The sequence below is a fragment of the Silicimonas lutimaris genome, assembly GCF_047314965.1.
GTDB lineage: Bacteria > Pseudomonadota > Alphaproteobacteria > Rhodobacterales > Rhodobacteraceae > JAVJUV01.
Genome location: NZ_JBLBVK010000057.1, coordinates 125,131 through 147,148 on the forward strand (window position 1 = coordinate 125,131; position 22,018 = coordinate 147,148).

Below are 22,018 nucleotides of genomic sequence, written 5' to 3' on the forward strand. Positions count from 1 at the left end.
CCTATGCCTCCTTCATGGCAGGTCTGGCGTCGGGGCCGTCAAGCGGCGTCGCTGCCAGAAGAGCCAGGGCGGCGACTTTCAGAACGCAAGGCAGTATCGCGTACATCGCCGTCAGGGTTGTCTTTGCCGTGTCGGGAAGACCATCCGACCCGGCCTGAAAGCCGCTGGCTTCCAGAAGCGGCAGCAGAACCACCGCGGCGAAAGCCAGCGAGAATTTGGAAACGAAGGACCAAAGGCCGAAACCTTCGGCCGCTTCGGGCGATACCTCTGCCGCACGGGCGGCAAAGATCGCGGGCAGAAGCGTCATGTCCGCGCCCAGGGCCGCGCCCGAGGCGATGCAGATCACGACGAACGGCAGAATGTCACCGGCGCCCAGCAATGCGGCCCAGCCGAAGGCAAGGATGGACAGGGCCATTCCGGCCATCAGCGCCTGCTTGGCGCCGACAAGCACTGCAACGCGCGACCATAGTGGTGCCGCTGCCGCCGCCGCGAGGAAGAACAGGAGCAGAAGCGGACCTTCCCAACCCGGTGCGTCCAGCCGGCTTTCGACGAAGAAGAGAAACAGCGTCGAGGTGACCGCGACGGGCGTGGCGTTCAGGAGAGCGATCAGCAGCAACCTGCGCGCCATTGGGTCTGACAGGATTTCGCGGAAGCCGGTGTCTGCGGCCACCATCGCGGGCCGCCATTCGGAGCGCATCGCAAGAATGGCCGCGACGGCAAGGCAGGCGAACAGCGCCGCAAAGATGGCGAAGGGCTTGTCCGAGACCGCCAGCAGCGCCACCGGCGCGACGGCAGCCAGCGAGACACCGAGAAGCGCGCCTGTTTCGCGCCAGCCGGCCAGTCGCACATGCCCGTCATCGCCCAGCGACCCTGCCTTCGAGACACCCTGTGCATAGAAGCTGATCGTCAGGAAGCTGAAGCCCGAAAACAGCGCCGCAAGCGTCAGCGCGAACCACAGGATAGGGCTGAACGGCGGGGTCACCGCGAACAATCCCAGCATGGACAGGGCCATCACGAGGCCACCGAGCGCAACCGCAAGGGCCCGCCGGTTCCGCAAGCGTCTCGACAGCCATCCAAGCGCGGGGTCCTGCACGACGTCGATCAGGCGCAACAGGAACAGTACGCCGCCGAGAGCGGCAAGGCTTACGCCGTACTGGTCGACGTAGAACTTCGGCGCGTGGATATAGATGGGCAGGCCGGCCATGGCGAGCATGGCTGCGAACAGGGCATAGGCCGGCAATCGCTGGGAGGAGGCGCTCATCGCGATACCTCGTCCGCCGGAGGTTCGGGGCGCACGCGGAACGACGCGCCCTTCCACCACAGCTTCAGCGCCTGCCAGTGGATCAGGCCCAGAACGCGGCGCGAGCCAAGCGGGCGGCGCAGCATGGCACGCAGGATGGCGCCGCTGGTCAGAGGTTTCCGGGTGCCTGTCAGCGTCGCCAGAAGCCCGCCATTTCCGGTGGTGTAGTCTATCCAGATCCCGATCCGGTCGTCCCGGATATCGAACCGGAACTCATACGAACCCTCGACCGGCTGGAAGGGGGATACATGGAAAATCTTCGTTGCCTGCAACCGGTCGGTCGCCTCGATGGGGCGAAGGTCGGGATGATGGCAAAGGTAGGAGTGGCGGTCTCCGTAGGTGTTGGTCACCTCGGGGATCACCACCCGCAGCGCGCCTTCGACGTCGTGGATCAGCCAGAAGGAGACCGGGTTGAAGACGTGACCCAGAACACGCGGTTGTGCCAGAAGGTCGATCCGACCGATCTCGAACCCATCCGCTCCATGCTCGCGCAGGGCCTCGCGCACCCAGGGCGCGCCGCGGCCCTCTTTCGGAGCGCCGCCGTGGTCGCTGTCATGGAGGGCAAAGAGGCGTCCGTGGTTGCGCGAGAACAGTGCCGGCGCCGAGGGCGAGGGATCTTCGGCATTCAGCAGCACGTAGTCCACGGTGTAGCGGAACGCGTTTTCCACCGCGCCCTTGCGACCGTGAAAGGTCTGCCCGTCGATATGATCGACGCGTGAGGTCATTCGGCAGCCAGCGATATCTGGTTCTCGGCCGTGATCTGCCCGGCGACCTCGACCGCCGAGGCCAACCCGTCCTCGTGAAAGCCGTGCCGCATCCACGCGCCGCAGAACCAGGTCCGGTTCTGTCCGTTGATCGCCCGGATCGTATCCTGCGCGGCCAGAGCCGCGCTGTCATAGACCGGGTGGTGAAAGACGCATTCGTCGTAGATTTTCTCTTCGGCGATTGGCGCTTCGCGGTTCAGCGTCACGAAATGCGGGTCGTCATGCGGGATGGGCTGCAACGAGTTCATCCAGTAGCTCAGGTCGATCGGGTGATCGGGGTCGGTGCTTGTCTCGACATAGGTCCATGACGACCAGGTCTTCTTTCGTTTCGGCATGACCGAGGTGTCACAATGAAGGACGGCGCGGTTCGGCTGGTACCGCACGGCGGACAGTGCCGTCCGCTCCACACCGGTCGGGTCCGAGAGGAGCGAGAGCGTATCATCGGAATGGGTGGCAAAGACGACCGCGTCGAAGGGTTCCCACTCGCCGCCTTCGCAGCGCACATCGACTCCGAACGCGCGACGCCGGACGCCACGGGTCTTCGCGCCGAGGCGCAGGTCGACGCCGCGGGATTCGATCGCGGCCTGAAGGCGTGTCACATACTCGATCGAGCCGCCCTTGACGGTGTACCACTGATGGTTCTCGTTCCAGTCGAGGATGCCGTGGTTCTTGAAGAACTGGACCATCGCATCGGCTGGGAAATCGAGGATCTTGCGCTTGGGAGTCGACCAGATCGCGCCCGAGAACGGTGTCAGGTAATACTCGCGAAACCACGGGCCCAGCCCCAGACGTTCGGTCAGGTCGCCAATGGACATGCCCGGTCTGGCCGTCGCAAGCGCCTCGCGGTTGAAGCGAAGGATATCGCCGATCATCCGCAGGAACGCCGGCCGCGCAAGGTTGCGGCGCTGGGCAAAAACCGAATCCACGCTGCTCAGCGCATATTCCAGTCGACCGCCCCGCGCTGACACCCCGAAGCTCATGTTGCTTTCGATGACAGGAACACCCAGCGTATCGAAAAGCGCGGTCAGATGCGGATAGTTCTGATAGTTGAAGACGATGAACCCGGTGTCCACCGGCTGGTCGCCGCGCTTGCCTGCCATGATCGTGCGCGCGTGCCCGCCCAGTCGCGGCTCGGCCTCGAACAGGACCACATGGGCGTTCTCGGCCAGATGATAGGCTGCGCCCATTCCCGAAATGCCGCCGCCGATGACCGCAATACGTTTTGCGGCCGAACCGCGCTCTTCAAACGGCATTCAATGTGCTCCTGTGTTTGTCCTGCTTACCTTTACGGCAAACAGAGGTGTGCAGATTAAAAATTCAGGGATGGGAAAAAAGTAATCCATCCTGCCCCCTTCCGCGTATTGGGAACAAATGTCGATGGAAATCGCACTTGAAAGCCGGGCTGGCACACGCGGTACACATGGTTATTGTGGGCCTGTGGGAAACGTGTCTGACGAAAGGCGAGAGCGCGTGACTGTCATGGCGGAAGCCGGCAACGAAGAATGGATCGCATTGGTCGACAGGGTGCGCGAGCATCAGGACCGCGCGGCCTTTGCCGAGCTGTTTCGCCATTTCGCGCCCCGCGTGAAGGCTTTTCTGATGAAGTCCGGCGCAGGGGAAGCCTTGGCCGACGAATGCACGCAGGAGGTCATGGCGACGCTTTGGACCAAGGCGCATATGTTCGATCCCTCGCGGGCCAGCGTGTCGACCTGGGTCTTCACGATTGCCCGTAACCGCAAGATCGATGCGCTGCGCCGGATCAGGCGCCCGGAACCCGAGGATCTTCCCTGGGGCCCCGAGGCGGAACCGGACCAGGCCGACGTCATGACGCTTCAGCAGGAAAGCGAGAAACTGGCGAAGGCAATCGCGGAATTGCCTGAGAAACAAAGGGAACTGATCGAACGGGCGTACTTTGGCGATCTCAGCCATAGCGAGATCGCAGAGGAAACGGGCCTGCCGCTTGGCACGATCAAATCGAGGATACGGCTGGCGCTGGAGAGACTGCGCCACGCGATGAAGTGAGTTACGCGATGAACGAGATCAGACACCACCTAACCGACGGCCTGCTGATGAGCTATTCCGCAGGTACCTTGCCCGAGGCGTTCAGCCTTGTCGTCGCGACCCACGTGTCGCTGTGCGACGAATGCCGCGCCCGGATGGACAGTTTCGACGCCGTCGGCGGGGCGCTTCTCGGAGATTCGGACGAGGTGTCTGTTTCCGAAGATGCGCTAGAGGCGACGATGGCCCTGATCGATGCGGCTCCGCAGATCGTGCAGCCGGCGAATATCTCCGGTCCCGACGCCATTCTGCCCGCGCCTTTGCAGCAGTATGTCGGTGGCGATGCCGATGCGATCCGCTGGCGGCCCATCGGCGGCGGTGTGCGTCAGGCCGTTCTGGATACCGGCGGTGAAGCCAGCGTTCGTCTGCTTGCCATCCCTGGCGGGGCGGCGATGCCCGACCATGGTCACCGCGGAATGGAACTGACCCTCGTTCTGCAGGGCGCGTTCCGGGATGAGGAAGACCGGTTCGGTCGCGGGGATGTCGAGGTCGCGAACGAGGATCTGCATCACACGCCGGTCGCGGAAGAGGGTGTGGAGTGCATCTGCCTTGCAGCTACCGACGCCCCGTTGCGGTTCAAGGGCATCATTCCCCGGATCGCCCAAAAGTTCATCGGGATTTAGCTGGCGGCCGACGCTTTGTGCCGGCCCGAGGGCGGGCCGGCTCAGAATTTCGATGCTATCCGTGGCGCGACGCCATAGATTTGCTTTTATGCTCGGCGCATCCTCATCGTCTCTCCGACACGTCTCCGGCACAAGCAGGACGGCACTCTGCCGGGCGCGTGCCTCATGAAACGCTTTGCCGCACTCTTCACCGCGCTGGACCAGACCACCGGGACCAATGCAAAGGTCGACGCGCTGGCGGCCTATTTCACCGAAGCGTCCGAGGCCGACCGACTGTGGACCATCGCGCTGTTGTCGGGTCGCCGTCCGAAGCGCAGCGTGACCGTCACGCGCTTGCGGGAATGGGCGGCGGAGCGGGCAGGCATTCCCCTTTGGCTCTTCGAGGAGAGCTATCCGATTGTCGGCGACCTGGCCGAGACGATCGCGCTTGTCCTGCCCGAGCCAGTGCGGAAAACGGACCGTTCGCTGTCGGAGTGGGTCGCCGAGATCAAGGGGTGGTCAGCCTTGGAGGAGCCCGAGCGCAAGACACGTGTGCTGGCTGCATGGGACGGGCTGGAGGCCACGGAGCGCTTCGTGTTCAACAAGCTTATCACCGGCGGGTTCCGCATGGGCGTGAGCCAGAAGCTCATGACCCGCGCTCTCAGCCGGGCGACAGGCATCGCGGAAGCGGACCTTGCCCATCGCCTGATGGGCGACTGGACACCCGAAACCGTCAGCTACTCCGGTCTGATCCTCGCGCCCGACCCCGGCGCGGATCTTTCGAAACCCTATCCGTTCTATTTGTCCTACCAGCTTGACGATCCGGTCGAGAGCCTTGGCGACGCACGGGATTGGGCGGCGGAGCACAAGTGGGACGGGATCCGGGGGCAGGTGGTCGTCCGCTCGGGGCAGCATTTCGTCTGGTCGCGCGGCGAGGAGCTGATGACCGACCGCTTTCCGGAACTGGCGAGGCTGATCGACTTCCTGCCCGATGGCACGGTGATCGACGGCGAGCTTCTGGCCTGGGACGCCTCTGCGGAGATGCCGCTGAGCTTCAACGCGCTTCAGAAGCGGATCGGCCGGAAGATGGTGCCGAAGAAGCTTCTGGAAGAAGCCCCGGTCATTCTGAGAGGCTATGATCTTCTCGAAGATGGCGGCGCCGACATCCGGAACGCGCCCTTCGCCGAACGGCGCGCGCGCCTGGACGGTATCGCAAGGGATGTTCCCTCCGACGCCCCGTTGCGTCTGTCGCCGCTTCTGACGTTCGCGGACTGGGACGACCTTGCCCGGCAGCGCGAGGCTTCCCGCGATCTGGGGGCCGAGGGCGTGATGCTGAAGCGGCTGGACAGCCCGTATCGCGACGGGCGGCGCAAGGGTGACTGGTGGAAGTGGAAGGTCGATCCCCTGGTGATCGACGCGGTGATGATCTATGCGCAGGCCGGCCACGGACGGCGCGCCAACCTGTTCACCGATTTTACCTTCGCCGTCTGGTCGGGAAATGACCTGGTGCCGTTTACCAAGGCCTATTCCGGCCTGACCGACGCCGAATTCCGCGAGATCACCGCCTGGGTCCGCAAGAACACGCTTCAGCGGTTCGGTCCGGTGCGGTCGGTGAAGGCCGAACATGTTTTCGAGATCGCCTTCGAGGGCATCCAGGAGAGCACACGGCACAAGTCCGGCGTGGCGCTCAGGTTCCCGCGCATGAGCCGCTGGCGCAGGGACAAGCCGGTGGCGGAGGCGAACACGCTGGACGATTTGAAGGCGATGCTGGCCGCCCATGGCTGAGGGTTTGCGCCGCCTTTGGCGTCGCGCCATGCGAGGGGGCGCCGCCCCCTCGCGCTCCCCCGCCGTATTTTTGCCAGGAAGAAAGACGATCGAGCTTTCTTGAACCGTTCCGCCCGGACCGCTAGGTCAGGTGGAGGACAGAGAAGGACAATTTCATGCGTTTCGACCCCCAGCCCAATTTCGACGCCAATGCCGCAGGCGGAAAGGATCTCGGCGATCTGCCCGAATGGGATCTTTCCGATCTCTACACCAGCCCCGATGCGCCCGAGTTCAAGCGCGACATGGAGTGGCTGGAGAAGGCCTGCGCCGACTTCGCGGCGACTTACGAGGGCAAGCTTGCCGGGTTGGATGCTAAGGGCATGCTGGACTGTGTGCTGGCCTATGAGAAGATCGACATGATCGCCGGGCGGATCATGTCGTTCATCGGGCTTCGCTATTATCAGAACACCACCGATGCGGCGCGTGCCAAGGCGATGTCCGACGCGCAGGACAAGGTGACGGTCTTCACCACGCCGCTCGTGTTCTACTCGCTTGAAGTGAACCGGATCGAGGATGGCGTTCTGGAAGGCTGGTTCGCCGCGAATGCCGAACTGGCCCGCTACAAGCCGATCTTCGACAGGCTTCGCGCTATGCGGCCCTATCAGCTGTCGGACGAGCTGGAGAAGTTCCTGCATGACCAGTCGACGGTCGGCGCCGCGGCCTGGAACCGTTTGTTCGACGAAACAATCGCGGGTCTCGAGTTCGAGATCGACGGCGAGACGCGCGGGCTGGAAGCCACGCTGAACGACCTGACCGAGCAGGACCGTACCAAGCGCGAAGGCGCGGCGCGGGAACTGGCGCGTGTCTTCGGCGAGAACGTCAAGATCTTCGCCCGCGTGCACAACACTCTGGCGAAGGAAAAGGAGATCGAGGACCGCTGGCGCAAGATGCCGACGCCGCAGACCGGCCGGCACCTCTCGAACCATGTGGAACCCGAGGTGGTCGAGGCGCTGCGGAACGCGGTGGTGAATGCCTATCCTAAGCTGTCGCACCGGTATTACGAATTGAAGCGCGGCTGGCTGGGCCTGGACCGGATGCAGGTCTGGGATCGCAATGCGCCCCTGCCGATGGAATCGGACCGCAGGATCGGATGGGACGAGGCGCGTGAAACCGTCCTTTCTGCCTATGGCGAGTTCGACCCGGAAATGGCGAAGCTGGCCGAGCCGTTCTTCGACAAGGGCTGGATCGATGCGCCCGTGAAACCCGGCAAGGCGCCGGGCGCCTTCGCGCATCCCACGGTGGCCGACGTGCATCCCTATGTGATGCTGAACTATCTTGGCAAACCGCGGGACGTGATGACGCTGGCCCATGAGCTGGGCCATGGCGTGCACCAGCGTCTGGCGGCGGGGCAGGGCGAGTTGCTGGCCTCGACGCCCCTGACGCTGGCCGAGACCGCGAGCGTCTTCGGCGAGATGCTGACGTTCAAGCGCCTGCTGCGTAACGCGCCCTCGGCGAAGGAGAAGAAGGTGCTTCTGGCCGGCAAGGTCGAGGACATGATCAACACGGTGGTCCGGCAGATCGCGTTCTACGATTTCGAGTGCAAGCTGCACGATGCGCGGCGCGAGGGCGAGCTGACGCCGGACGACATCGGCGCGCTCTGGATGAGTGTGCAGGGCGAGAGCCTGGGACCGGCGTTCGACTTCATGGAGGGGTACGAAACCTTCTGGGCCTATATCCCGCATTTCGTGCATTCGCCCTTCTACGTCTATGCCTATGCCTTTGGCGACGGGCTGGTGAACGCGCTTTACGCCGCCTACGAGGAGGGCGATGCGGATTTCCAGGCGAAGTATTTCGAGATGCTGAAGGCGGGTGGCTCGAAGCACCACAAGGAGCTTCTGGCACCCTTCGGTCTGGATGCAAGCGACCCGGCGTTCTGGGACAAGGGTCTTTCGATGATTTCGGGCTTCATCGACGAACTGGAGGCGCTGGAGTAGGCTTGGCGCGGCAACACGCGCGGAGGAGGCCGCGCGACGGGGGGATGGATGCGACGCTTCGCGTTGGCAGCGCTATTGCTTTTGAGCCTGTGCCTTGTGGCGTTCTTCGCCCTGGCGCCGGGTATTGCGGAGCGATCGCAGAACGTCGTCAGGGCGCATGAACCGGCGCAGGTCTCCGTTGAGGCCCGGGCGCTTCATGATGACCTTCTGATCGGCGACTGGCATGCTGACAGTCTTCTCTGGAAGCGCAGCATCCTGAAGCGGGCTGACCGTGGGCATGTCGATCTGCCGCGCCTGATCGAAGGGAACGTCGCGCTTCAGGTCTTCACTGCCGTGACCAGATCGCCCCGCGGCCTGAACTACGAAACGAACGCGGCGGATGCACCGGACGACATCACGCTTCTGGCGATGGGTCAGCTATGGCCGGTTCGTACATGGTCAAGCCTTGCCGAGCGCGCGCTCTACCAGGCGCAAAAACTCCAGGATGCCGCCGATGGAAGCGATGGCCGTCTTCGCGTGATCCGGAGCGGTGCGGATCTCGACACGCTGCTGGCCGACCGGGCTGCGGACCGGACGGTTGTCGGCGGGATCTTCGGTATCGAGGGGGGGCATGCGCTGGAAGGCAACATAGAGAACCTGGACCGGCTTGAGGCGGCGGGTCTGCGACTGGTCGGACTGCAGCATTTCTTCGACAACGATCTCGGCGGCTCGCTGCATGGCGAAGACGAGTCCGGGCTGACGGACTTTGGCCGGCTTGTCGTTCTGGAGGTTGTCCGGAGGAACATGGTGCTGGATCTTGCGCATTCGAGCCCGCAGGTGGTGCGTGACGTTCTGGCCCTGACCAACATCCCTCTTGTCGTCAGCCACACCGGTATCCACTCGCACTGTCCGACACCGCGGAACTTTGCCGATCCGCTGATGCAGGATATTGCCCGCAGGGGCGGGGTGATCGGCATCGGTTACTGGGCTAGCGTCACCTGCGATGACAGTCCCGCCGGGATTGCCGCTGCGATCAAGGCCGCTATTGCACTTGTGGGTGAGGACCACGTCTCGCTCGGGTCGGATTTCGACGGCACTGTGACGACCAGTTTCGACACCTCGGAGCTGGCAGGTCTGACGCAAGCCATGCTCGACGCCGGGTTGAGCGAGCGGCAAATCCGCAAGATCGCAGGGGAGAATATGGTTCGCGTGCTGAAGGCGCGATTGCCCTAGACCGGGTCTCCTGCGGGTCAGCCGCCAGACTTTCCTGTGGCCCTGAAGACCGAACTTGCGGTGAACAGCAAAGCCGCCACGCAGACAATGCTGGGTCCCGCCGGGGTGTCGAGTTCCCAGGCCAGCCACAGTCCGCCCAATGCCGAGAGAGCGCCGATCCCCGCCGCGATGGAGGCCATCCGCTCGGGCGTCTCGGCCAGCGGGCGCGCGGCGGCGGCTGGGATGATCAACAGCGCTGCGATCAGCAGTGCCCCGACGACCTTGATCGCCACAGCAACAACGATCGCAAGAGCGAGGGTCAGGATCATTTGCTCGCGGCGCGCGTCGACGCCCGCTGCGCGCGCCAACTCGGCGTTGAGCGTCGAAAGAAGCAGCGCCGACCACCGCCAGACCAGAAGACCCACCACAAGGGCGGCGCCGGTCCAGATCACCAGAAGATCGGTCTGGCTGACCGCCAGGATGTCGCCGAAGAGAAACGCCATCAGATCCACGCGCACATTGGTCAGGAACGAGACTGCCACCAATCCGAAGGCAAGCGAGGAATGGGCAAGGACTCCAAGCGCGGTGTCCACCGCGAGGCCCCGATGGGACAGAACGGTCACTGCCACGCCCATCACCAGCGCCATAACCAGCGCGCCGGCGAAGACCGGCATCGACAGGGCCAGCGCGATCGCGACACCAAGGATCGCGGCATGGGCCGTGGCGTCGCCGAAATAGGCCATGCGCCGCCAGACCACGAAACACCCCAGTGGCGCGGCGGCCAGCGCAACGCCCAGCCCTGCAAGTGCCGCGCGGATGAGGAACGAGTCGAGAAGGTCCATCAGTGGTGCTCGTGGTCGTGGGCGTGGTCGTGATGGTGCGCATGGTCATGCGCGTGGTCGTGCTCGTGCCGGTAAAGCGCCAGCGTGCCCCGCGTGCCGGTGCCGAACAACGCGCGATACTCCGGGGCCGATGCGACGTGTTCCGGCGCGCCTTCACAGCAGATGTGGCCGTTCAGGCAGATCACCCGGTCGCTGGCGGCCATCACGACGTGCAGTTCGTGGCTGACCATCAGGATCGCCGCGCCGGTGTCGCGCCGGACGGCTTCAATCTCTTCGTAGAAGGCCGCGGAACCGGGCTGGTCGAGACCCTGTGTCGCCTCGTCGAGGATCAGAAGCTGCGGTTTGTCCAGAAGCGCCCGGGCCAGCAGTGCCCGCTGGAACTGCCCCCCGGAGAGCGCCGACATCTGCCGGCCGCCCAGATCAGAGGCTCCGGCGCGGTCAAGGGCGGCATCCCGTTCTGCCTTGCTGACCGGTTTCGGCAGGTTGAGGAACCGGTCCACGGTCAACGGCAGGGTCTGGTCGATATGCAGCTTCTGGGGAACATAGCCGATCTTCAGCCCCGGCGCCCGCATCACCTGACCCGTCGCGGGCTCGACCGCTCCGAGAATCGCCTTCAGCAGGCTGGACTTTCCCGACCCGTTCGGGCCGACGATCGTGACGATCTCGCCCGGATCGATGCTGAAATTCACGCCGGAGAGCACCGTCTTTCCAAGGTAGGCGACGGACAGGTTCCTGACCTCGACCAAGCTCATGATCTGCCCTCTCTCTGGCAATCCGGGCAAAGCCCGACCGCTTCGACAACTGCGCGTTCGATCTTGAACCCGGCCTGGCGCGCGGCTTCGCCCAGCCTGCCTTTCCGGGCGTCCGACGGGGCCTCGGCCACGCGGTCGCAGGTGCGGCAGATAAGGAAGGCGGGCGCGTGATCCTCGCCCGGATGCGCGCAGGCCACGAAGGCGTTCAGTCGCTCGATCCGATGCACGAAGCCCTGTCTGGCAAGAAAATCAAGCGCCCGGTAGGCGACGGGCGGCTGCGAGCCAAGCCCTTCGTCCCTCAGGATGTCCAGGATCTCATAGGCGCCCATCGCGCGATGCCGTTCCAGCAGGATTTCCAGCACCCTCCGGCGCACCGGCGTCATCTGGACCCCAGCCGTCCGGCAATGCTCTTCGGCGGCGGCGATGCCGTCTGCGATGCAGTGCGCATGATCGTGAGTGTCGAAGCCGATCGGGTCCATAAAGTTCTGTCCGGGTGAAGCTTGGATATTGATATGTTATACTATAACGTTTATCAAGCGCGCCGTTGCCTCACCGATGAGATTCCCATGCGCCTTTTTCTCGCTCTTCTCCTTTCCGCTCTGTCCGGTCCCGCACTTGCCGAGGTTCCGAAGGTCGCGACCGATATTCCGCCTGTCCACGGTCTGGTGTCGCGGGTCATGTCGGGTCTTGGGACACCTGCTTTGGTGGTGCCGCCTGCGGCGTCTGCGCATAGTCACGATCTGCGTCCTTCGGAAGCTGCCGCGCTGGAGCAGGCCGACGCCGTCTTCTGGGTCGGCGAGGCGCTGTCTCCATGGCTCTTGCGGCCCGTCGAGACACTGGCTTCGGATGCGACGGTGGTCGAACTCCTCGATACCGAGGGCACGGCGCTGCTGCCTTTCCGTGAAGCTGAGGAATTCGGTGCTGATCACTCCGGGCATGACCACGATCACGGACACGGTCACGACGACATCGACCCGCACGCGTGGCTCGATCCTGCCAATGCACAGCACTGGCTGGAGGTGATCGCGGGCGTCCTGTCAGATCTCGATCCCGATAATGCCGGAACCTACCGGGCGAATGCCGAGGCCGGCCGTGCCGAAATCGACGAAGCCTTTCAGAAGCTTCAGGAGCAACTGAAGGGAGCGGACGGCATTCGCTACCTCGTGTTTCATGACGCCTATCAGTACTTCGAGGCCCGATTCGGGCTGGAACCGGTCGGGGCCGTCACCTTGGGAGACGCTGCTGCCCCCGGTCCGGCGCGAATCGCCAAACTGCAGGAACAATTGATACGATCCGGTACATTTTGTTTGCTGACGGAGCCGCAGGAAAACAGCCAGTTGATTGGCGTGTTGTCGAACGGCGGGGCCATGAAGATCGTGGAAATCGATCCGCTGGGAACCGGCGTATTGGCTGAAGCCCCTTTTTATCCTGCATTTCTGGCCTCTTTGGGGAACAGTTTCGACGCTTGTCGCTGATGATACCGCCCCGTGTCGGGACGTCACGGATATGCGACACGGCCACGCGGGATGTTCGCACTTGTTGACGCAATCTGCGCAACTTGCCACATTTCCGCCATAAAGTTCCCTGGGGGTGGGTAAACGGTGTCTTCTTCGCGCTTGACGATCTTGCCGCAGCCGTATGCGGACAAACCTGCTGTGTCGCGGGTTTTTGCGGTTGATCCCGAACTGCCGCCCGTAGACGTGACATCCGTCAGCCGGATGGCGCAGGGTGGCCGTTGGCGCACCGAGGCCATGCGCAGCTATGACCGGCCGGTCCTGCTTTGGGTGACAAGAGGCCAGGGTCGACTGACGATCGCCGGCCGCACCTGCGGTTATGGTCCGCACAATCTTGTCTTCCTGCCGCCAAGGACGATGCATGGCTTTTCGACCATGGGCCCGGTTCTTGGATCTCTGGTCTTCCTGCCCGACGATCCCATGTTCGACTGGCCGGTCGAGGCTTTGCACCTGCGCCTGAACGACGTGCAGAGGCAGCGCGAACTGACCGCCATGATCGATGCCATGTCGCGCGAACGCGACAGCGGATGCGACCGTTCGAACATGGCTCTCTATCACCATGCAGGGCTCTTGTCGGTGTGGGTATCGCGCACTGCCGATCAACTGGCAGGCACGCAACCGCCGTCGCCCGGAACGCGCCTGGACACCCCGGCGCACAGGCTGGCTGAGGCCTTCACGGCGCTGGTCGAGCGCGATTTCCGCAAGGTCGAGGGTGTTCAGCACTACGCGCATCTGCTGGGTGTTACGCCGACGCATCTTTCGCGTGTGTGCCGGAAGGTTGCGGGCGTGCCCGCGCTGGAAATCCTGACCGACCGCCGGCATTTCGAGGCGCGCCGGTTGCTCAAGGATACGCGGATTCCGATTTCCGACATCGCCCGACAAAGCGGGTTCGCTTCGGCGGCCTACTTCACCCGGGCCTTCAGGGCGCGCACAGGCCAATCTCCTTCGGAGTTCCGCTCGGCGCATTGATCCCCGTGGCCCGTGTCGTTTTCCGGTGACATCAATGTCGCAAATGTTACACTTGATGCCGGAACCGGTTGTTGACCGCTTTTCGATCCCATGCGGAAATGCGCCGGTGAGGGAATGAAATTCCCCCCGCCGAAAAACAAAACGGTCTGGCGACCTGACACTTTCGTGCGTTGCCCAAAAACAGACCATCAGGGAGTGACGAAAATGAAACCGAACACGACTCGCCGCGCGACTTTCCATCGTGCGGCCCTTATGCACGCGGACGAGTACCGCGAGGGCAAGATCAGCCGCCGCGAGTTCCTGACCCGCGCTACTGCGCTCGGCGTCACGGCGACCGCCGCCTACGGACTGATCGGCGCAACGGCACCCGCCGAAGCGGCCGGCCATGCCCAGACGGGTGGAACGCTGCGCATCCAGACCCTGGTCAAGGCAATGAAGGAGCCGCGCTCCTATGACTGGTCCGAGGTCGGCAACCAAAGCCGGGGAATCCTGGAATACCTCGTGGAGTACAATGCAGACGGCACGTTCCGCGGAATGCTGCTGGAAAGCTGGACGGTGAACGACGACGCCACCGAGTACGTTCTGAATGTCCGCAAGGGCGTGAAATGGCACGACGGCTCGGATTTCACGGCTGCCGATGTGGTACGCAACATCGAGGGATGGTGCGATGCGAGCGTCGAGACGAACTCGATGGCCTCGCGGATGGGCGCCCTCAGCCAGGATGGCAAGGCGCGCCCGGGCGCGATCACGTCAAGTGACGACCACACGGTTGTCCTCAGCCTGAGCCAGCCGGACATCGCGATCATCGCCAACATGTCGGACTATCCGGCCGCCATCGCGCACAAGGATCACGACTCCGAGGCGCCCTATGAGACTTGGATCGGAACCGGCCCGTACAAGGGTGTGACGCTTGAAGTCGGGATCCAGTGCGTCATGGAGCGGGCCGACCAGCCATGGTGGGGAACCGAAGTCTATGGTGGCCCGTATCTCGACCGGATCGAGATGATCGACTATGGCAACGATCCCGCCTCGTGGGTGGCCGCCGCCGACGCCGAAGAAGTGGACATGTTCTATGAGACGGTCGGTGATTTCATCGACATCATGGACAGCATCGGCTGGACCAAGACCGAAGCCGTGACTGCGGCGACGCTCGTCTTCCGCCCGAACCAGGTGGCGGAAGTCGGTGGGAAGGTCGTCTACGGCGATGCCCGCACCCGCCGCGCTCTGGCGATGGCGGTCGACAACGCCGTCTGCCTCGAACTTGGCTACTCGAACCGCGGCACCGTCGCGGAAAACCATCACGTTTGCCCGATCCACCCGGCCTATGCCGATATCGGCGCGCCGACCTACGATCCTGCAGGCGCCAAGGCGCTCATGGAAGAGGCCGGCATGGGCGACTTCGAGCACGAACTGATCACGGTTGACGACGACTTCGAGCGGAACACGGGCGACGCGGTCGCGGCACAGCTTCGGGACGCCGGCATTCCGGTCAAGCGCACGGTCCTTCCCGGCGCCACGTTCTGGAACGACTGGACCAAGTACCCGTTCTCGGCGACCACCTGGAACCACCGTCCGCTGGACGTCCAGGTTCTGTCCCTTGCCTATCGCTCGGGCGAGGCGTGGAACGAAAGCGCGTTCGCCAACGCCGAGTTCGATGCGCTGATCAACGAGGCTCTGGCGATTGCCGATGCCGATGCGCGTCGCGAAGTGATGGCGAAGGTCGAGCAGATCATGCGCGACGAGGGCGTCATCATCCAACCCTACTGGCGGTCGCTCTACAACCACCACCGGCCGGACGTGGTCGGCGCCGATAAACACCCGGCGCACGAGTTCCACTTCTACAAGTTCGGCTTCGCCGCCTGATCCGACAAGCCGGGGGCCGCGCTGCAGCGGCCCCCGGGCATGACAGGAGGGCAGCCAAATGGGCATGTTCATTCTCAGACGCCTCGGGGTGATGGTCCTGACCGCGATCTGCCTGACTTTCGTGATCTTCTTCCTCACGAACCTCTACCCGAACCTCGAAAAGCTGGCGAAAACCCAGGGCAACGTCCGCATGACGGACGAGCAGGTGGCCCAGTGGATCGACAACAACGGCTTCGGTCAGCCGCTGCTGATCCGCTATGGCCAATGGCTGGGCGTCGCGCCGGGCTGGACCATCACGGGCGAAGACGGCACGGTTCGGGGCCGCTGCATCAATCGCGACAATACAAGCGAGACCGCGCCGCGGTTCTGCGGCGTCCTTCAGGGCGACTGGGGAACCTCGACCGTCTTCAAGGATGACGTCTCCTCCATCGTCTCGACGCGGCTTGGCCTGACCGGCAAGCTGATGTTCTGGGTCATGATGCTCATGGTGCCCTCGGCCCTGATCATCGGCGTCCTTGCAGGGATGCGCGAAGGGTCACGACTTGATCGGTCTCTGTCGACCTTCTCGATCGCTTCCACGGCGACGCCGGAATACGTGTCGGGCGTCATCTTTATCACGTTCCTTGCGTCGTCTGCCGGTGTGAAGTGGTTCAAGGGCACGGCCACAAGCGCCGCCGACGGCGCCACGTTCGAAAACTTCTTCCTGCCGGTCCTGACGATCGCGCTTTACGGCATGGGATATATCGCGCGGATGACGCGCGCCTCGATGACCGAGGTGATGACCGCCCAATACATCCGCACCGCGCGGCTCAAGGGCGTCAGCTTCCGGAACATCGTTCTGAAACACGCGCTTCGGAACGCGCTGATCGCGCCCTTCACGGTGATCATGCTCCAGTTCCCGTGGTTGCTGAACGGCGTCGTGATCGTCGAGACGCTGTTCAACTACAAGGGCTTCGGCTGGACGCTGGTGCAGGCGGCGGGCAACAACGACATCGAGCTCCTGCTTGCCTGTTCGGTCGTCGCTGTCTTCGTCGTGCTGGTCACCCAGCTGATATCCGACATCGGGTATGTCTTCCTGAACCCCCGTATCCGGATCGCGTGAGGAGGAGCCAGACATGGAACAACTGACCTGGACCGGAAGCCTCTCCTTCCTGAATCCCATCTTCGTGGGTCTCTGGGCCCTGTTCGCGGTAAGCGTCCTGGCGCAGATCGTGCTCAGCTTCTTTTCGGGCGCCCACGAATACCAGGGCGGCGCCCTCGCGGGAAAACGTACGCCCTTCGACTATGCCACCACGGCGACGAAGTTCACTTTCGGCCTGATCCTGCTGGTGACGCTCGGATACCTCGCGGGGGGCATCCTGATGCCTTCGATCGAGGCAAAGGGCATTATCGGAACGCTTGCGACCCGGCTTTTGCCGGTCTGGATCGCGCTGGCGGTGACCTTTGCCCTCTCCATAACCTTCAAGCGGCGTCTCGGCCTTTACGGAAAGCTGTTCGACTCGACCATCGGCATGATCGGCTTCGGCATCGTCATGTTCTGGGTTTTCACAGCCATCTTCGGAGCGATGGACCTGATCGTCACGCACGATCCCCTGTCGCAGGTCTCGGGAATGAAGAACAAGCTGCCCGGAGAGCCGACCCCCGAGGGTGAGGGCATCTATCCCTATTATCTCCTGGGCGGCGACAACCTTGCACGCGACGTCTTCAGCCGGGCGGTCAAGGGCTCGTGGGAAGTGATCCGCATCGCGCCCTTCGCGACGCTGTTCGCCTTCATGGTCGGTATCACTCTGGGTCTTCCGGCGGCCTATTACGGCGGCAGGCTCGACACATTCCTGACCTTCCTTGCGAACCTGATCCTGGCCTTCCCGGTGATCCTTCTGTTCTACCTTCTGGTCACGCCCGAAATCGTGCTGACCGGTATCCCGGTGTACATGGCGGCAGTGCTCTTCCTGTTCCCGATCATCTTCCTGGTGATCCTGATCAATTCGCGGTTCTACGTGCAACCCGCGAAGCGGAACCTCTATATCGCGATCACTCTGGCCATCGGCCTGTGGCTCTATGCAGGCATCGCGTGGAACGCCGATCCGCTTGGCATCATCGAATTCCCGCCCAACCTTCTGGTGGTCTTCGTCTCGGTGGTTTTCGTGAACTCGCCGACTGTCTTCCGGATCGTCCGGGGCATCGCGCTGGACATCAAGACGCGGGACTACGTGGCCGCCGGTCAGACGCGGGGCGAGGGGCCGTGGTACATCATGCTTTGGGAGATCCTGCCCAATGCGCGTGGACCGCTGATCGTCGATTTCTGCCTGAGGATCGGGTACACGACCATCCTTCTCGGCACGCTCGGCTTCTTCGGTCTGGGACTCTCGCCGGAAAGCCCGGACTGGGGTTCCACGATCAACGACGGACGCAAGCTTCTCTCCATCTACCCGCACCCTGCGCTTGTTCCGGCACTCAGCCTGATGAGCCTGGTGCTGGGTCTCAACCTCCTCGCCGATGGCCTGCGGGAAGAAAGCCTGAGGGACTGAGCATGGAAACCGGACGTCTTCCTTTCGAAAATGCTGCGGGAAGTCGGGGGCAGCGCCCGCGGGCGGTCTGGCAGGTTGCCATACCTTTTGCCGACGTTTTACCGACGCCTGTCCGACGCCTGATTCCCACTGTTGAAGGAGTGCTCTGATGGCCAAGTGGGATTACGACGGACCGATCCTCGAGATCGAAAACCTGTCCATCAGCTTCTTTACCCGGCTTCGCGAAATTCCTGCCGTGATGGACTTTTCCTGCGTCGTTCAACCCGGCGAGGCGATGGGCCTTGTGGGCGAGTCGGGGTGTGGAAAAAGTACTGTGGCCCTTGGTGTCATGCAGGACCTTGGCGTCAACGGCCGGATCGTCGGCGGCTCGATCAGGTTCAAGGGCCGCGACCTGAACGAGATGACCCAGGACCAGCTGCGCAAGGTTCGCGGCAGTGAAATCGCGATGATCTACCAGGAGCCCATGGCTTCTCTGAACCCGGCGATGAAGATCGGCAAACAGCTTATGGAAGTGCCGATGATCCACGAGGGCGTGGACGAAAAAGAGGCGTATAAACGGGCCCTTGAGGTGGTCACCGATGTGCGTTTGCCTGACCCGGAGCGGATGCTGAACAGCTATCCGCACCAGCTCTCGGGCGGTCAGCAGCAGCGGATCGTGATCGCCATGGCGCTGATGTCGAAACCATCCCTTCTGATCCTCGACGAACCCACAACGGCGCTCGACGTGACCGTTGAAGCCGCCGTGGTCGAACTGGTGAAGGACCTCGGAAAGAAATACGGCACATCGATGCTTTTCATCAGCCACAACCTTGGGCTGGTGTTGGAGACCTGCGACCGGATCTGCGTGATGTACTCCGGCGAAGCCGTCGAGGCAGGTTCGATCGAGGACGTGTTCGACAAGATGCGGCATCCCTATACCCAGGCGTTGTTCCGCTCTATTCCGCTGCCAGGCGCCGACAAGAACGCCCGTCCTCTCGTCGCCATTCCGGGCAACTTCCCGCTGCCCCACGAACGCCCGAACGGCTGCAACTTCGGTCCCCGCTGCGATTATTTCGAAGCCGGGCGATGCGATGCGGGCGATATCAGGATGGATTCGATCGAAGGCGACGATCGTCATGAAAGCCGCTGCCTGAGATTCCGGGAGATCGACTGGGATGCCCCGATTGCCGCGGGTGCGACGCACGAGAAGGCCGAACCGGGCCAGGTCGTTCTCAAGATGGAAAATCTGAAGAAATACTACGAGGTCGCGGCCAATGCCTTGTTCGGCGGTAAGGAGCGCAAGGTCGTGAAAGCCAACGAGACGCTGTCCTTCGAGGCCCGCGAAAGTGAGACTCTGGCCATTGTTGGCGAGTCCGGATGCGGCAAGTCGACCTTCGCCAAGGTCCTTATGGGGCTGGAGACGGCCACATCGGGGCGCATTCTTCTCGATAACAACGAGATCCAGGATATCCCCATCGAGGAACGCGACACCAAGACGATCTCGAGCGTCCAGATGGTGTTTCAGAACCCCTTCGACACGCTGAACCCCTCGATGACCGTCGGGCGTCAGATCATACGCGCGCTGGAGATCTTCGGTGTCGGCAAGACCGAAGAGAGCCGTCGCAAACATATGCTTGAACTTCTCGATCTGGTGAAACTGCCGCGCGAGTTCGCCGAGCGCATGCCGCGGCAGTTGTCCGGCGGGCAGAAGCAGCGGGTCGGCATCGCGCGGGCCTTTGCGGGTGGTGCGCGGATCGTGATCGCCGATGAGCCCGTTTCGGCTCTGGACGTTTCCGTGCAGGCTGCAGTGACCGATCTCCTTATGGAAATTCAACGGAACGAGAAGACGACGCTTCTTTTCATTTCCCATGATCTGTCGATCGTTCGCTATCTCGCTGACCGGGTCATGGTCATGTACCTTGGCCATGTGGTCGAGATCGGAGACACCAATCAGGTCTTCTCGCCGCCCTATCACCCCTATACCGAGGCGCTTCTCTCGGCCGTGCCCATCGCGGATACGAGTGTGAAGAAGAAGCATGTGGTGCTGGAAGGCGACATCCCATCGGCCATGAACCCGCCGCCAGGGTGCCCGTTCCAGACGCGATGCAACTGGAAATCCAAAGTGGCTGGCGGTCTCTGTGACAGGGAGGTGCCACCGATGAGGACATTGGGTGAGGGCCATCAGATCAAATGCCATCTGCCGGAAGAGGCACTTGCCGAGATGGAGCCGGTGATCAGGATCGCGGCCGAGTAAAGGAACCCGTTCCGGGTCGCGGTGCTTCCAAGACTGTTCAAGGTGGCGTGTTCTGCTAGGCTGTCCAAAAGGAATGGGCACGATGCGCGATTTTCGGGACGTCATCCCTGACGAAATTCTGGGTTTCTGGTTTCCCGAAGGTTTGGCGGAGGCCGACGAACAGACCGTTCGTGCCTTCTGGACGAGCCGCATGCAGGGCGGAATGGACGAGGCCATTATCCGCGACTATGCCGACACCGCCCGTGCCGCGGCCGAAGGCCGGTTCGATCACTGGGCCGGTTCGGCGCGTGGACGCCTGGCTCTCATCCTCTTGCTGGATCAGTTTCCGCGCTCTCTCTGGCGCGATAGTCCCGCGGCTTTCGGGCAGGATTTCAAGTCGTGCCGCCTGGCGTTGGAAGGTCTGAAGAACGGGCACTACGATGCGCTGGACCATTTTCATGAAAAGCAGTTCTACGTGATCTGCATTTCTCACTGCGAGGGTCCTGACCATCTGGAGCGCATGGACCTGTGCGTCTCGCTGAACGAAGACATGCTGAAGTCTGCGCGGACAGAATTGATCCGCATGTCAGCCGAGTCCGGTCTCGCCCAGGCGCAGCGCGTTCGGGACATCATCCTTCGTTTTGGGCGCCATCCCCACCGAAACCCCATATACGGCCGAATTTCGACCCCTGCTGAGCAGGCGTATATCGATGTGGGGGATTTTCCCCATGTGCGCAATGCAGAGGCCGAGGCCTGAATTCGGACTGGAACCTCCGCCGGTTTTCCCGCAGCACTGTACTTCGGAGAAGTCGTGCCCATATTGGGCTTGGGAGTTTATGAATGCCGTTCACACTTGCAACCTGGAACATCAACTCGGTCCGTCTGCGGGAGGGACTGGTCTGCAAGCTTCTTGAACAGGAAAGCCCCGACATACTCTGCCTTCAGGAGTGCAAGTCACCCGTCGAAAAGATCCCGCTGGACCGGTTCAACGCACTTGGATACCGGCACATCGTTGCGCGCGGTCAAAAGGGCTATAACGGCGTGGCCATCCTGTCGAAGCTGCCCATAGTGGATGCGGGCGATGTGGATTATGCTTCACTTGGCCACGCGCGCCATGTCGCGGCGCGGCTGGAGAATGGTGTCACGGTCCACAATTTCTACGTTCCCGCCGGTGGCGACGTGCCGGATCGCGAAGTGAACGAGAAATTCGGCCAGAAGCTGGATTACCTGACCGAGATGCGTGACGCTTTCCATTCGGGGAAGCCCGAGAAGTCGATCCTCGTCGGCGATCTGAACATCGCGCCCCGCGAGGATGACGTCTGGAATCACAAACAGCTACTCAAGGTGGTCAGCCACACCCCGATCGAGGTCGAGCATCTGGGCGAGACGCAGGACGCGGGCAGGTGGGTGGACATTACCCGAAAGGACATTCCGGAGGGGCAGCTCTATAGCTGGTGGTCTTACCGGGCGCGAGATTGGGACGAAGCCGACAAGGGACGTCGCCTGGATCATATCTGGGCAACGCCTGACATCGCCAATGCAGGGCATTCCAGCAGGATTCTGCGCGCGGCCCGCGGCTGGGAGCAGCCAAGCGATCACGCACCGGTTTTTGCGACTTTCGATTTGTAGAGGAGATTTGGAGATGCGGCTTGGAATGATCGGGTC

The 22,018-nt window shown here is 62.8% G+C and carries 19 protein-coding genes; 13 read left to right on the forward strand and 6 right to left on the reverse strand.

Annotated features, from left to right (window positions below; all coding sequences use genetic code 11):
* Nucleotide 1: 1 nt before the first annotated feature.
* The 3 genes from ACKLNI_RS19150 to ACKLNI_RS19160 are packed head-to-tail and all read right to left on the reverse strand — an operon-like array spanning nucleotide 2 to nucleotide 3,317.
* On the reverse strand, nucleotides 2–1,261 hold the full coding sequence (locus ACKLNI_RS19150) for an MFS transporter (RefSeq protein WP_413720702.1): 1,260 nt from the start codon (nucleotides 1,259–1,261) through the stop codon (nucleotides 2–4).
* Nucleotides 1,258–2,025 (reverse strand): DUF1365 domain-containing protein, encoded by a 768-nt coding sequence (locus ACKLNI_RS19155; protein ID WP_413720703.1) that lies wholly within the window; start codon nucleotides 2,023–2,025, stop codon nucleotides 1,258–1,260. The genes ACKLNI_RS19150 and ACKLNI_RS19155 overlap by 4 nt, the downstream gene beginning before the upstream one ends.
* Nucleotides 2,022–3,317: an NAD(P)/FAD-dependent oxidoreductase gene (locus tag ACKLNI_RS19160; protein WP_413720704.1), complete on the reverse strand. Its 1,296-nt coding sequence runs from the start codon at nucleotides 3,315–3,317 to the stop codon at nucleotides 2,022–2,024. Before ACKLNI_RS19160 ends, ACKLNI_RS19155 begins: the two co-directional genes overlap by 4 nt.
* A gap of 226 nt (nucleotides 3,318–3,543) precedes the next feature.
* Here ACKLNI_RS19160 and ACKLNI_RS19165 point away from each other — a divergent pair, with 226 nt between their 5' ends.
* From ACKLNI_RS19165 to ACKLNI_RS19185, 5 genes are all read left to right on the forward strand, one after another.
* Nucleotides 3,544–4,086, forward strand: a complete 543-nt coding sequence (locus ACKLNI_RS19165) for a sigma-70 family RNA polymerase sigma factor (protein ID WP_413720805.1) — start codon at nucleotides 3,544–3,546, stop codon at nucleotides 4,084–4,086.
* A gap of 8 nt (nucleotides 4,087–4,094) precedes the next feature.
* The gene (locus ACKLNI_RS19170) at nucleotides 4,095–4,745 is read left to right on the forward strand and encodes a ChrR family anti-sigma-E factor (RefSeq protein ID WP_413720705.1); all 651 of its coding nucleotides are present in this window, start codon (nucleotides 4,095–4,097) and stop codon (nucleotides 4,743–4,745) included.
* Nucleotides 4,746–4,910: 165 nt separating this feature from the next.
* Nucleotides 4,911–6,509: an ATP-dependent DNA ligase gene (locus ACKLNI_RS19175; RefSeq protein ID WP_413720706.1), complete on the forward strand. Its 1,599-nt coding sequence runs from the start codon at nucleotides 4,911–4,913 to the stop codon at nucleotides 6,507–6,509.
* 155 nt (nucleotides 6,510–6,664) lie between these two features.
* A complete protein-coding gene (locus tag ACKLNI_RS19180) occupies nucleotides 6,665–8,482 on the forward strand; it encodes a M3 family oligoendopeptidase (protein WP_413720707.1) in 1,818 nt (605 codons plus the stop codon).
* A 48-nt stretch (nucleotides 8,483–8,530) separates the two neighbouring features.
* The gene (locus ACKLNI_RS19185; protein ID WP_413720708.1) at nucleotides 8,531–9,694 is read left to right on the forward strand and encodes a dipeptidase; all 1,164 of its coding nucleotides are present in this window, start codon (nucleotides 8,531–8,533) and stop codon (nucleotides 9,692–9,694) included.
* Between the two features lie 17 nt (nucleotides 9,695–9,711).
* Here ACKLNI_RS19185 and ACKLNI_RS19190 read toward each other — a convergent pair whose 3' ends face one another.
* Genes ACKLNI_RS19190 through ACKLNI_RS19200 form a run of 3 tightly spaced genes read right to left on the reverse strand, consistent with a single transcriptional unit; the run spans nucleotide 9,712 to nucleotide 11,746 of the window.
* On the reverse strand, nucleotides 9,712–10,515 hold the full coding sequence (locus tag ACKLNI_RS19190; protein WP_413720709.1) for a metal ABC transporter permease: 804 nt from the start codon (nucleotides 10,513–10,515) through the stop codon (nucleotides 9,712–9,714).
* A complete protein-coding gene (locus tag ACKLNI_RS19195; protein ID WP_413720710.1) occupies nucleotides 10,515–11,267 on the reverse strand; it encodes a metal ABC transporter ATP-binding protein in 753 nt (250 codons plus the stop codon). Before ACKLNI_RS19195 ends, ACKLNI_RS19190 begins: the two co-directional genes overlap by 1 nt.
* Entirely contained in the window at nucleotides 11,264–11,746 is a 483-nt protein-coding gene (locus ACKLNI_RS19200) for a Fur family transcriptional regulator (protein ID WP_413720711.1), read from the reverse strand. Before ACKLNI_RS19200 ends, ACKLNI_RS19195 begins: the two co-directional genes overlap by 4 nt.
* Nucleotides 11,747–11,833: 87 nt before the next feature.
* Here ACKLNI_RS19200 and ACKLNI_RS19205 point away from each other — a divergent pair, with 87 nt between their 5' ends.
* The 8 genes from ACKLNI_RS19205 (at nucleotide 11,834) to ACKLNI_RS19240 (ending at nucleotide 21,982) form a co-directional block, all read left to right on the forward strand.
* Nucleotides 11,834–12,742, forward strand: coding sequence for a zinc ABC transporter substrate-binding protein (locus tag ACKLNI_RS19205; RefSeq protein WP_413720712.1), 909 nt, complete (start codon nucleotides 11,834–11,836; stop codon nucleotides 12,740–12,742).
* 180 nt (nucleotides 12,743–12,922) lie between these two features.
* Nucleotides 12,923–13,750, forward strand: a complete 828-nt coding sequence (locus tag ACKLNI_RS19210; protein ID WP_413720713.1) for a helix-turn-helix transcriptional regulator — start codon at nucleotides 12,923–12,925, stop codon at nucleotides 13,748–13,750.
* 204 nt (nucleotides 13,751–13,954) lie between these two features.
* The gene (locus ACKLNI_RS19215) at nucleotides 13,955–15,613 is read left to right on the forward strand and encodes an ABC transporter substrate-binding protein (RefSeq protein WP_413720714.1); all 1,659 of its coding nucleotides are present in this window, start codon (nucleotides 13,955–13,957) and stop codon (nucleotides 15,611–15,613) included.
* Nucleotides 15,614–15,671: 58 nt separating this feature from the next.
* Nucleotides 15,672–16,715 carry an ABC transporter permease gene (locus ACKLNI_RS19220; RefSeq protein WP_413720715.1) on the forward strand — a complete coding sequence of 348 codons (1,044 nt, stop codon included), beginning with the start codon at nucleotides 15,672–15,674 and terminating at the stop codon, nucleotides 16,713–16,715.
* Between the two features lie 13 nt (nucleotides 16,716–16,728).
* Nucleotides 16,729–18,141, forward strand: coding sequence for an ABC transporter permease (locus ACKLNI_RS19225; RefSeq protein ID WP_413720716.1), 1,413 nt, complete (start codon nucleotides 16,729–16,731; stop codon nucleotides 18,139–18,141).
* Nucleotides 18,142–18,289: 148 nt separating this feature from the next.
* On the forward strand, nucleotides 18,290–20,374 hold the full coding sequence (locus ACKLNI_RS19230; protein ID WP_413720717.1) for a dipeptide ABC transporter ATP-binding protein: 2,085 nt from the start codon (nucleotides 18,290–18,292) through the stop codon (nucleotides 20,372–20,374).
* Between the two features lie 82 nt (nucleotides 20,375–20,456).
* Nucleotides 20,457–21,110, forward strand: coding sequence for a DUF924 family protein (locus ACKLNI_RS19235; RefSeq protein ID WP_413720718.1), 654 nt, complete (start codon nucleotides 20,457–20,459; stop codon nucleotides 21,108–21,110).
* 83 nt (nucleotides 21,111–21,193) lie between these two features.
* Nucleotides 21,194–21,982 (forward strand): exodeoxyribonuclease III, encoded by a 789-nt coding sequence (locus tag ACKLNI_RS19240; RefSeq protein ID WP_413720719.1) that lies wholly within the window; start codon nucleotides 21,194–21,196, stop codon nucleotides 21,980–21,982.
* Nucleotides 21,983–22,018: the final 36 nt, after the last annotated feature.

Bases quoted from the DNA above. Each gene is read 5' to 3' on its own strand.
- ACKLNI_RS19170 (WP_413720705.1), top strand. From the start codon at position 4,095: ATGAACGAGATCAGACACCACCTAACCGACGGCCTGCTGATGAGCTAT.
- ACKLNI_RS19155 (WP_413720703.1), bottom strand. From the start codon at position 2,025: ATGACCTCACGCGTCGATCATATCGACGGGCAGACCTTTCACGGTCGC.
- ACKLNI_RS19175 (WP_413720706.1), top strand. From the start codon at position 4,911: ATGAAACGCTTTGCCGCACTCTTCACCGCGCTGGACCAGACCACCGGG.
- ACKLNI_RS19190 (WP_413720709.1), bottom strand. From the start codon at position 10,515: ATGGACCTTCTCGACTCGTTCCTCATCCGCGCGGCACTTGCAGGGCTG.
- ACKLNI_RS19185 (WP_413720708.1), top strand. From the start codon at position 8,531: ATGCGACGCTTCGCGTTGGCAGCGCTATTGCTTTTGAGCCTGTGCCTT.
- ACKLNI_RS19165 (WP_413720805.1), top strand. From the start codon at position 3,544: ATGGCGGAAGCCGGCAACGAAGAATGGATCGCATTGGTCGACAGGGTG.
- ACKLNI_RS19195 (WP_413720710.1), bottom strand. From the start codon at position 11,267: ATGAGCTTGGTCGAGGTCAGGAACCTGTCCGTCGCCTACCTTGGAAAG.
- ACKLNI_RS19235 (WP_413720718.1), top strand. From the start codon at position 20,457: ATGCGCGATTTTCGGGACGTCATCCCTGACGAAATTCTGGGTTTCTGG.
- ACKLNI_RS19160 (WP_413720704.1), bottom strand. From the start codon at position 3,317: ATGCCGTTTGAAGAGCGCGGTTCGGCCGCAAAACGTATTGCGGTCATC.
- ACKLNI_RS19180 (WP_413720707.1), top strand. From the start codon at position 6,665: ATGCGTTTCGACCCCCAGCCCAATTTCGACGCCAATGCCGCAGGCGGA.
- ACKLNI_RS19225 (WP_413720716.1), top strand. From the start codon at position 16,729: ATGGAACAACTGACCTGGACCGGAAGCCTCTCCTTCCTGAATCCCATC.
- ACKLNI_RS19200 (WP_413720711.1), bottom strand. From the start codon at position 11,746: ATGGACCCGATCGGCTTCGACACTCACGATCATGCGCACTGCATCGCA.
- ACKLNI_RS19220 (WP_413720715.1), top strand. From the start codon at position 15,672: ATGGGCATGTTCATTCTCAGACGCCTCGGGGTGATGGTCCTGACCGCG.
- ACKLNI_RS19240 (WP_413720719.1), top strand. From the start codon at position 21,194: ATGCCGTTCACACTTGCAACCTGGAACATCAACTCGGTCCGTCTGCGG.
- ACKLNI_RS19215 (WP_413720714.1), top strand. From the start codon at position 13,955: ATGAAACCGAACACGACTCGCCGCGCGACTTTCCATCGTGCGGCCCTT.
- ACKLNI_RS19230 (WP_413720717.1), top strand. From the start codon at position 18,290: ATGGCCAAGTGGGATTACGACGGACCGATCCTCGAGATCGAAAACCTG.
- ACKLNI_RS19205 (WP_413720712.1), top strand. From the start codon at position 11,834: ATGCGCCTTTTTCTCGCTCTTCTCCTTTCCGCTCTGTCCGGTCCCGCA.
- ACKLNI_RS19150 (WP_413720702.1), bottom strand. From the start codon at position 1,261: ATGAGCGCCTCCTCCCAGCGATTGCCGGCCTATGCCCTGTTCGCAGCC.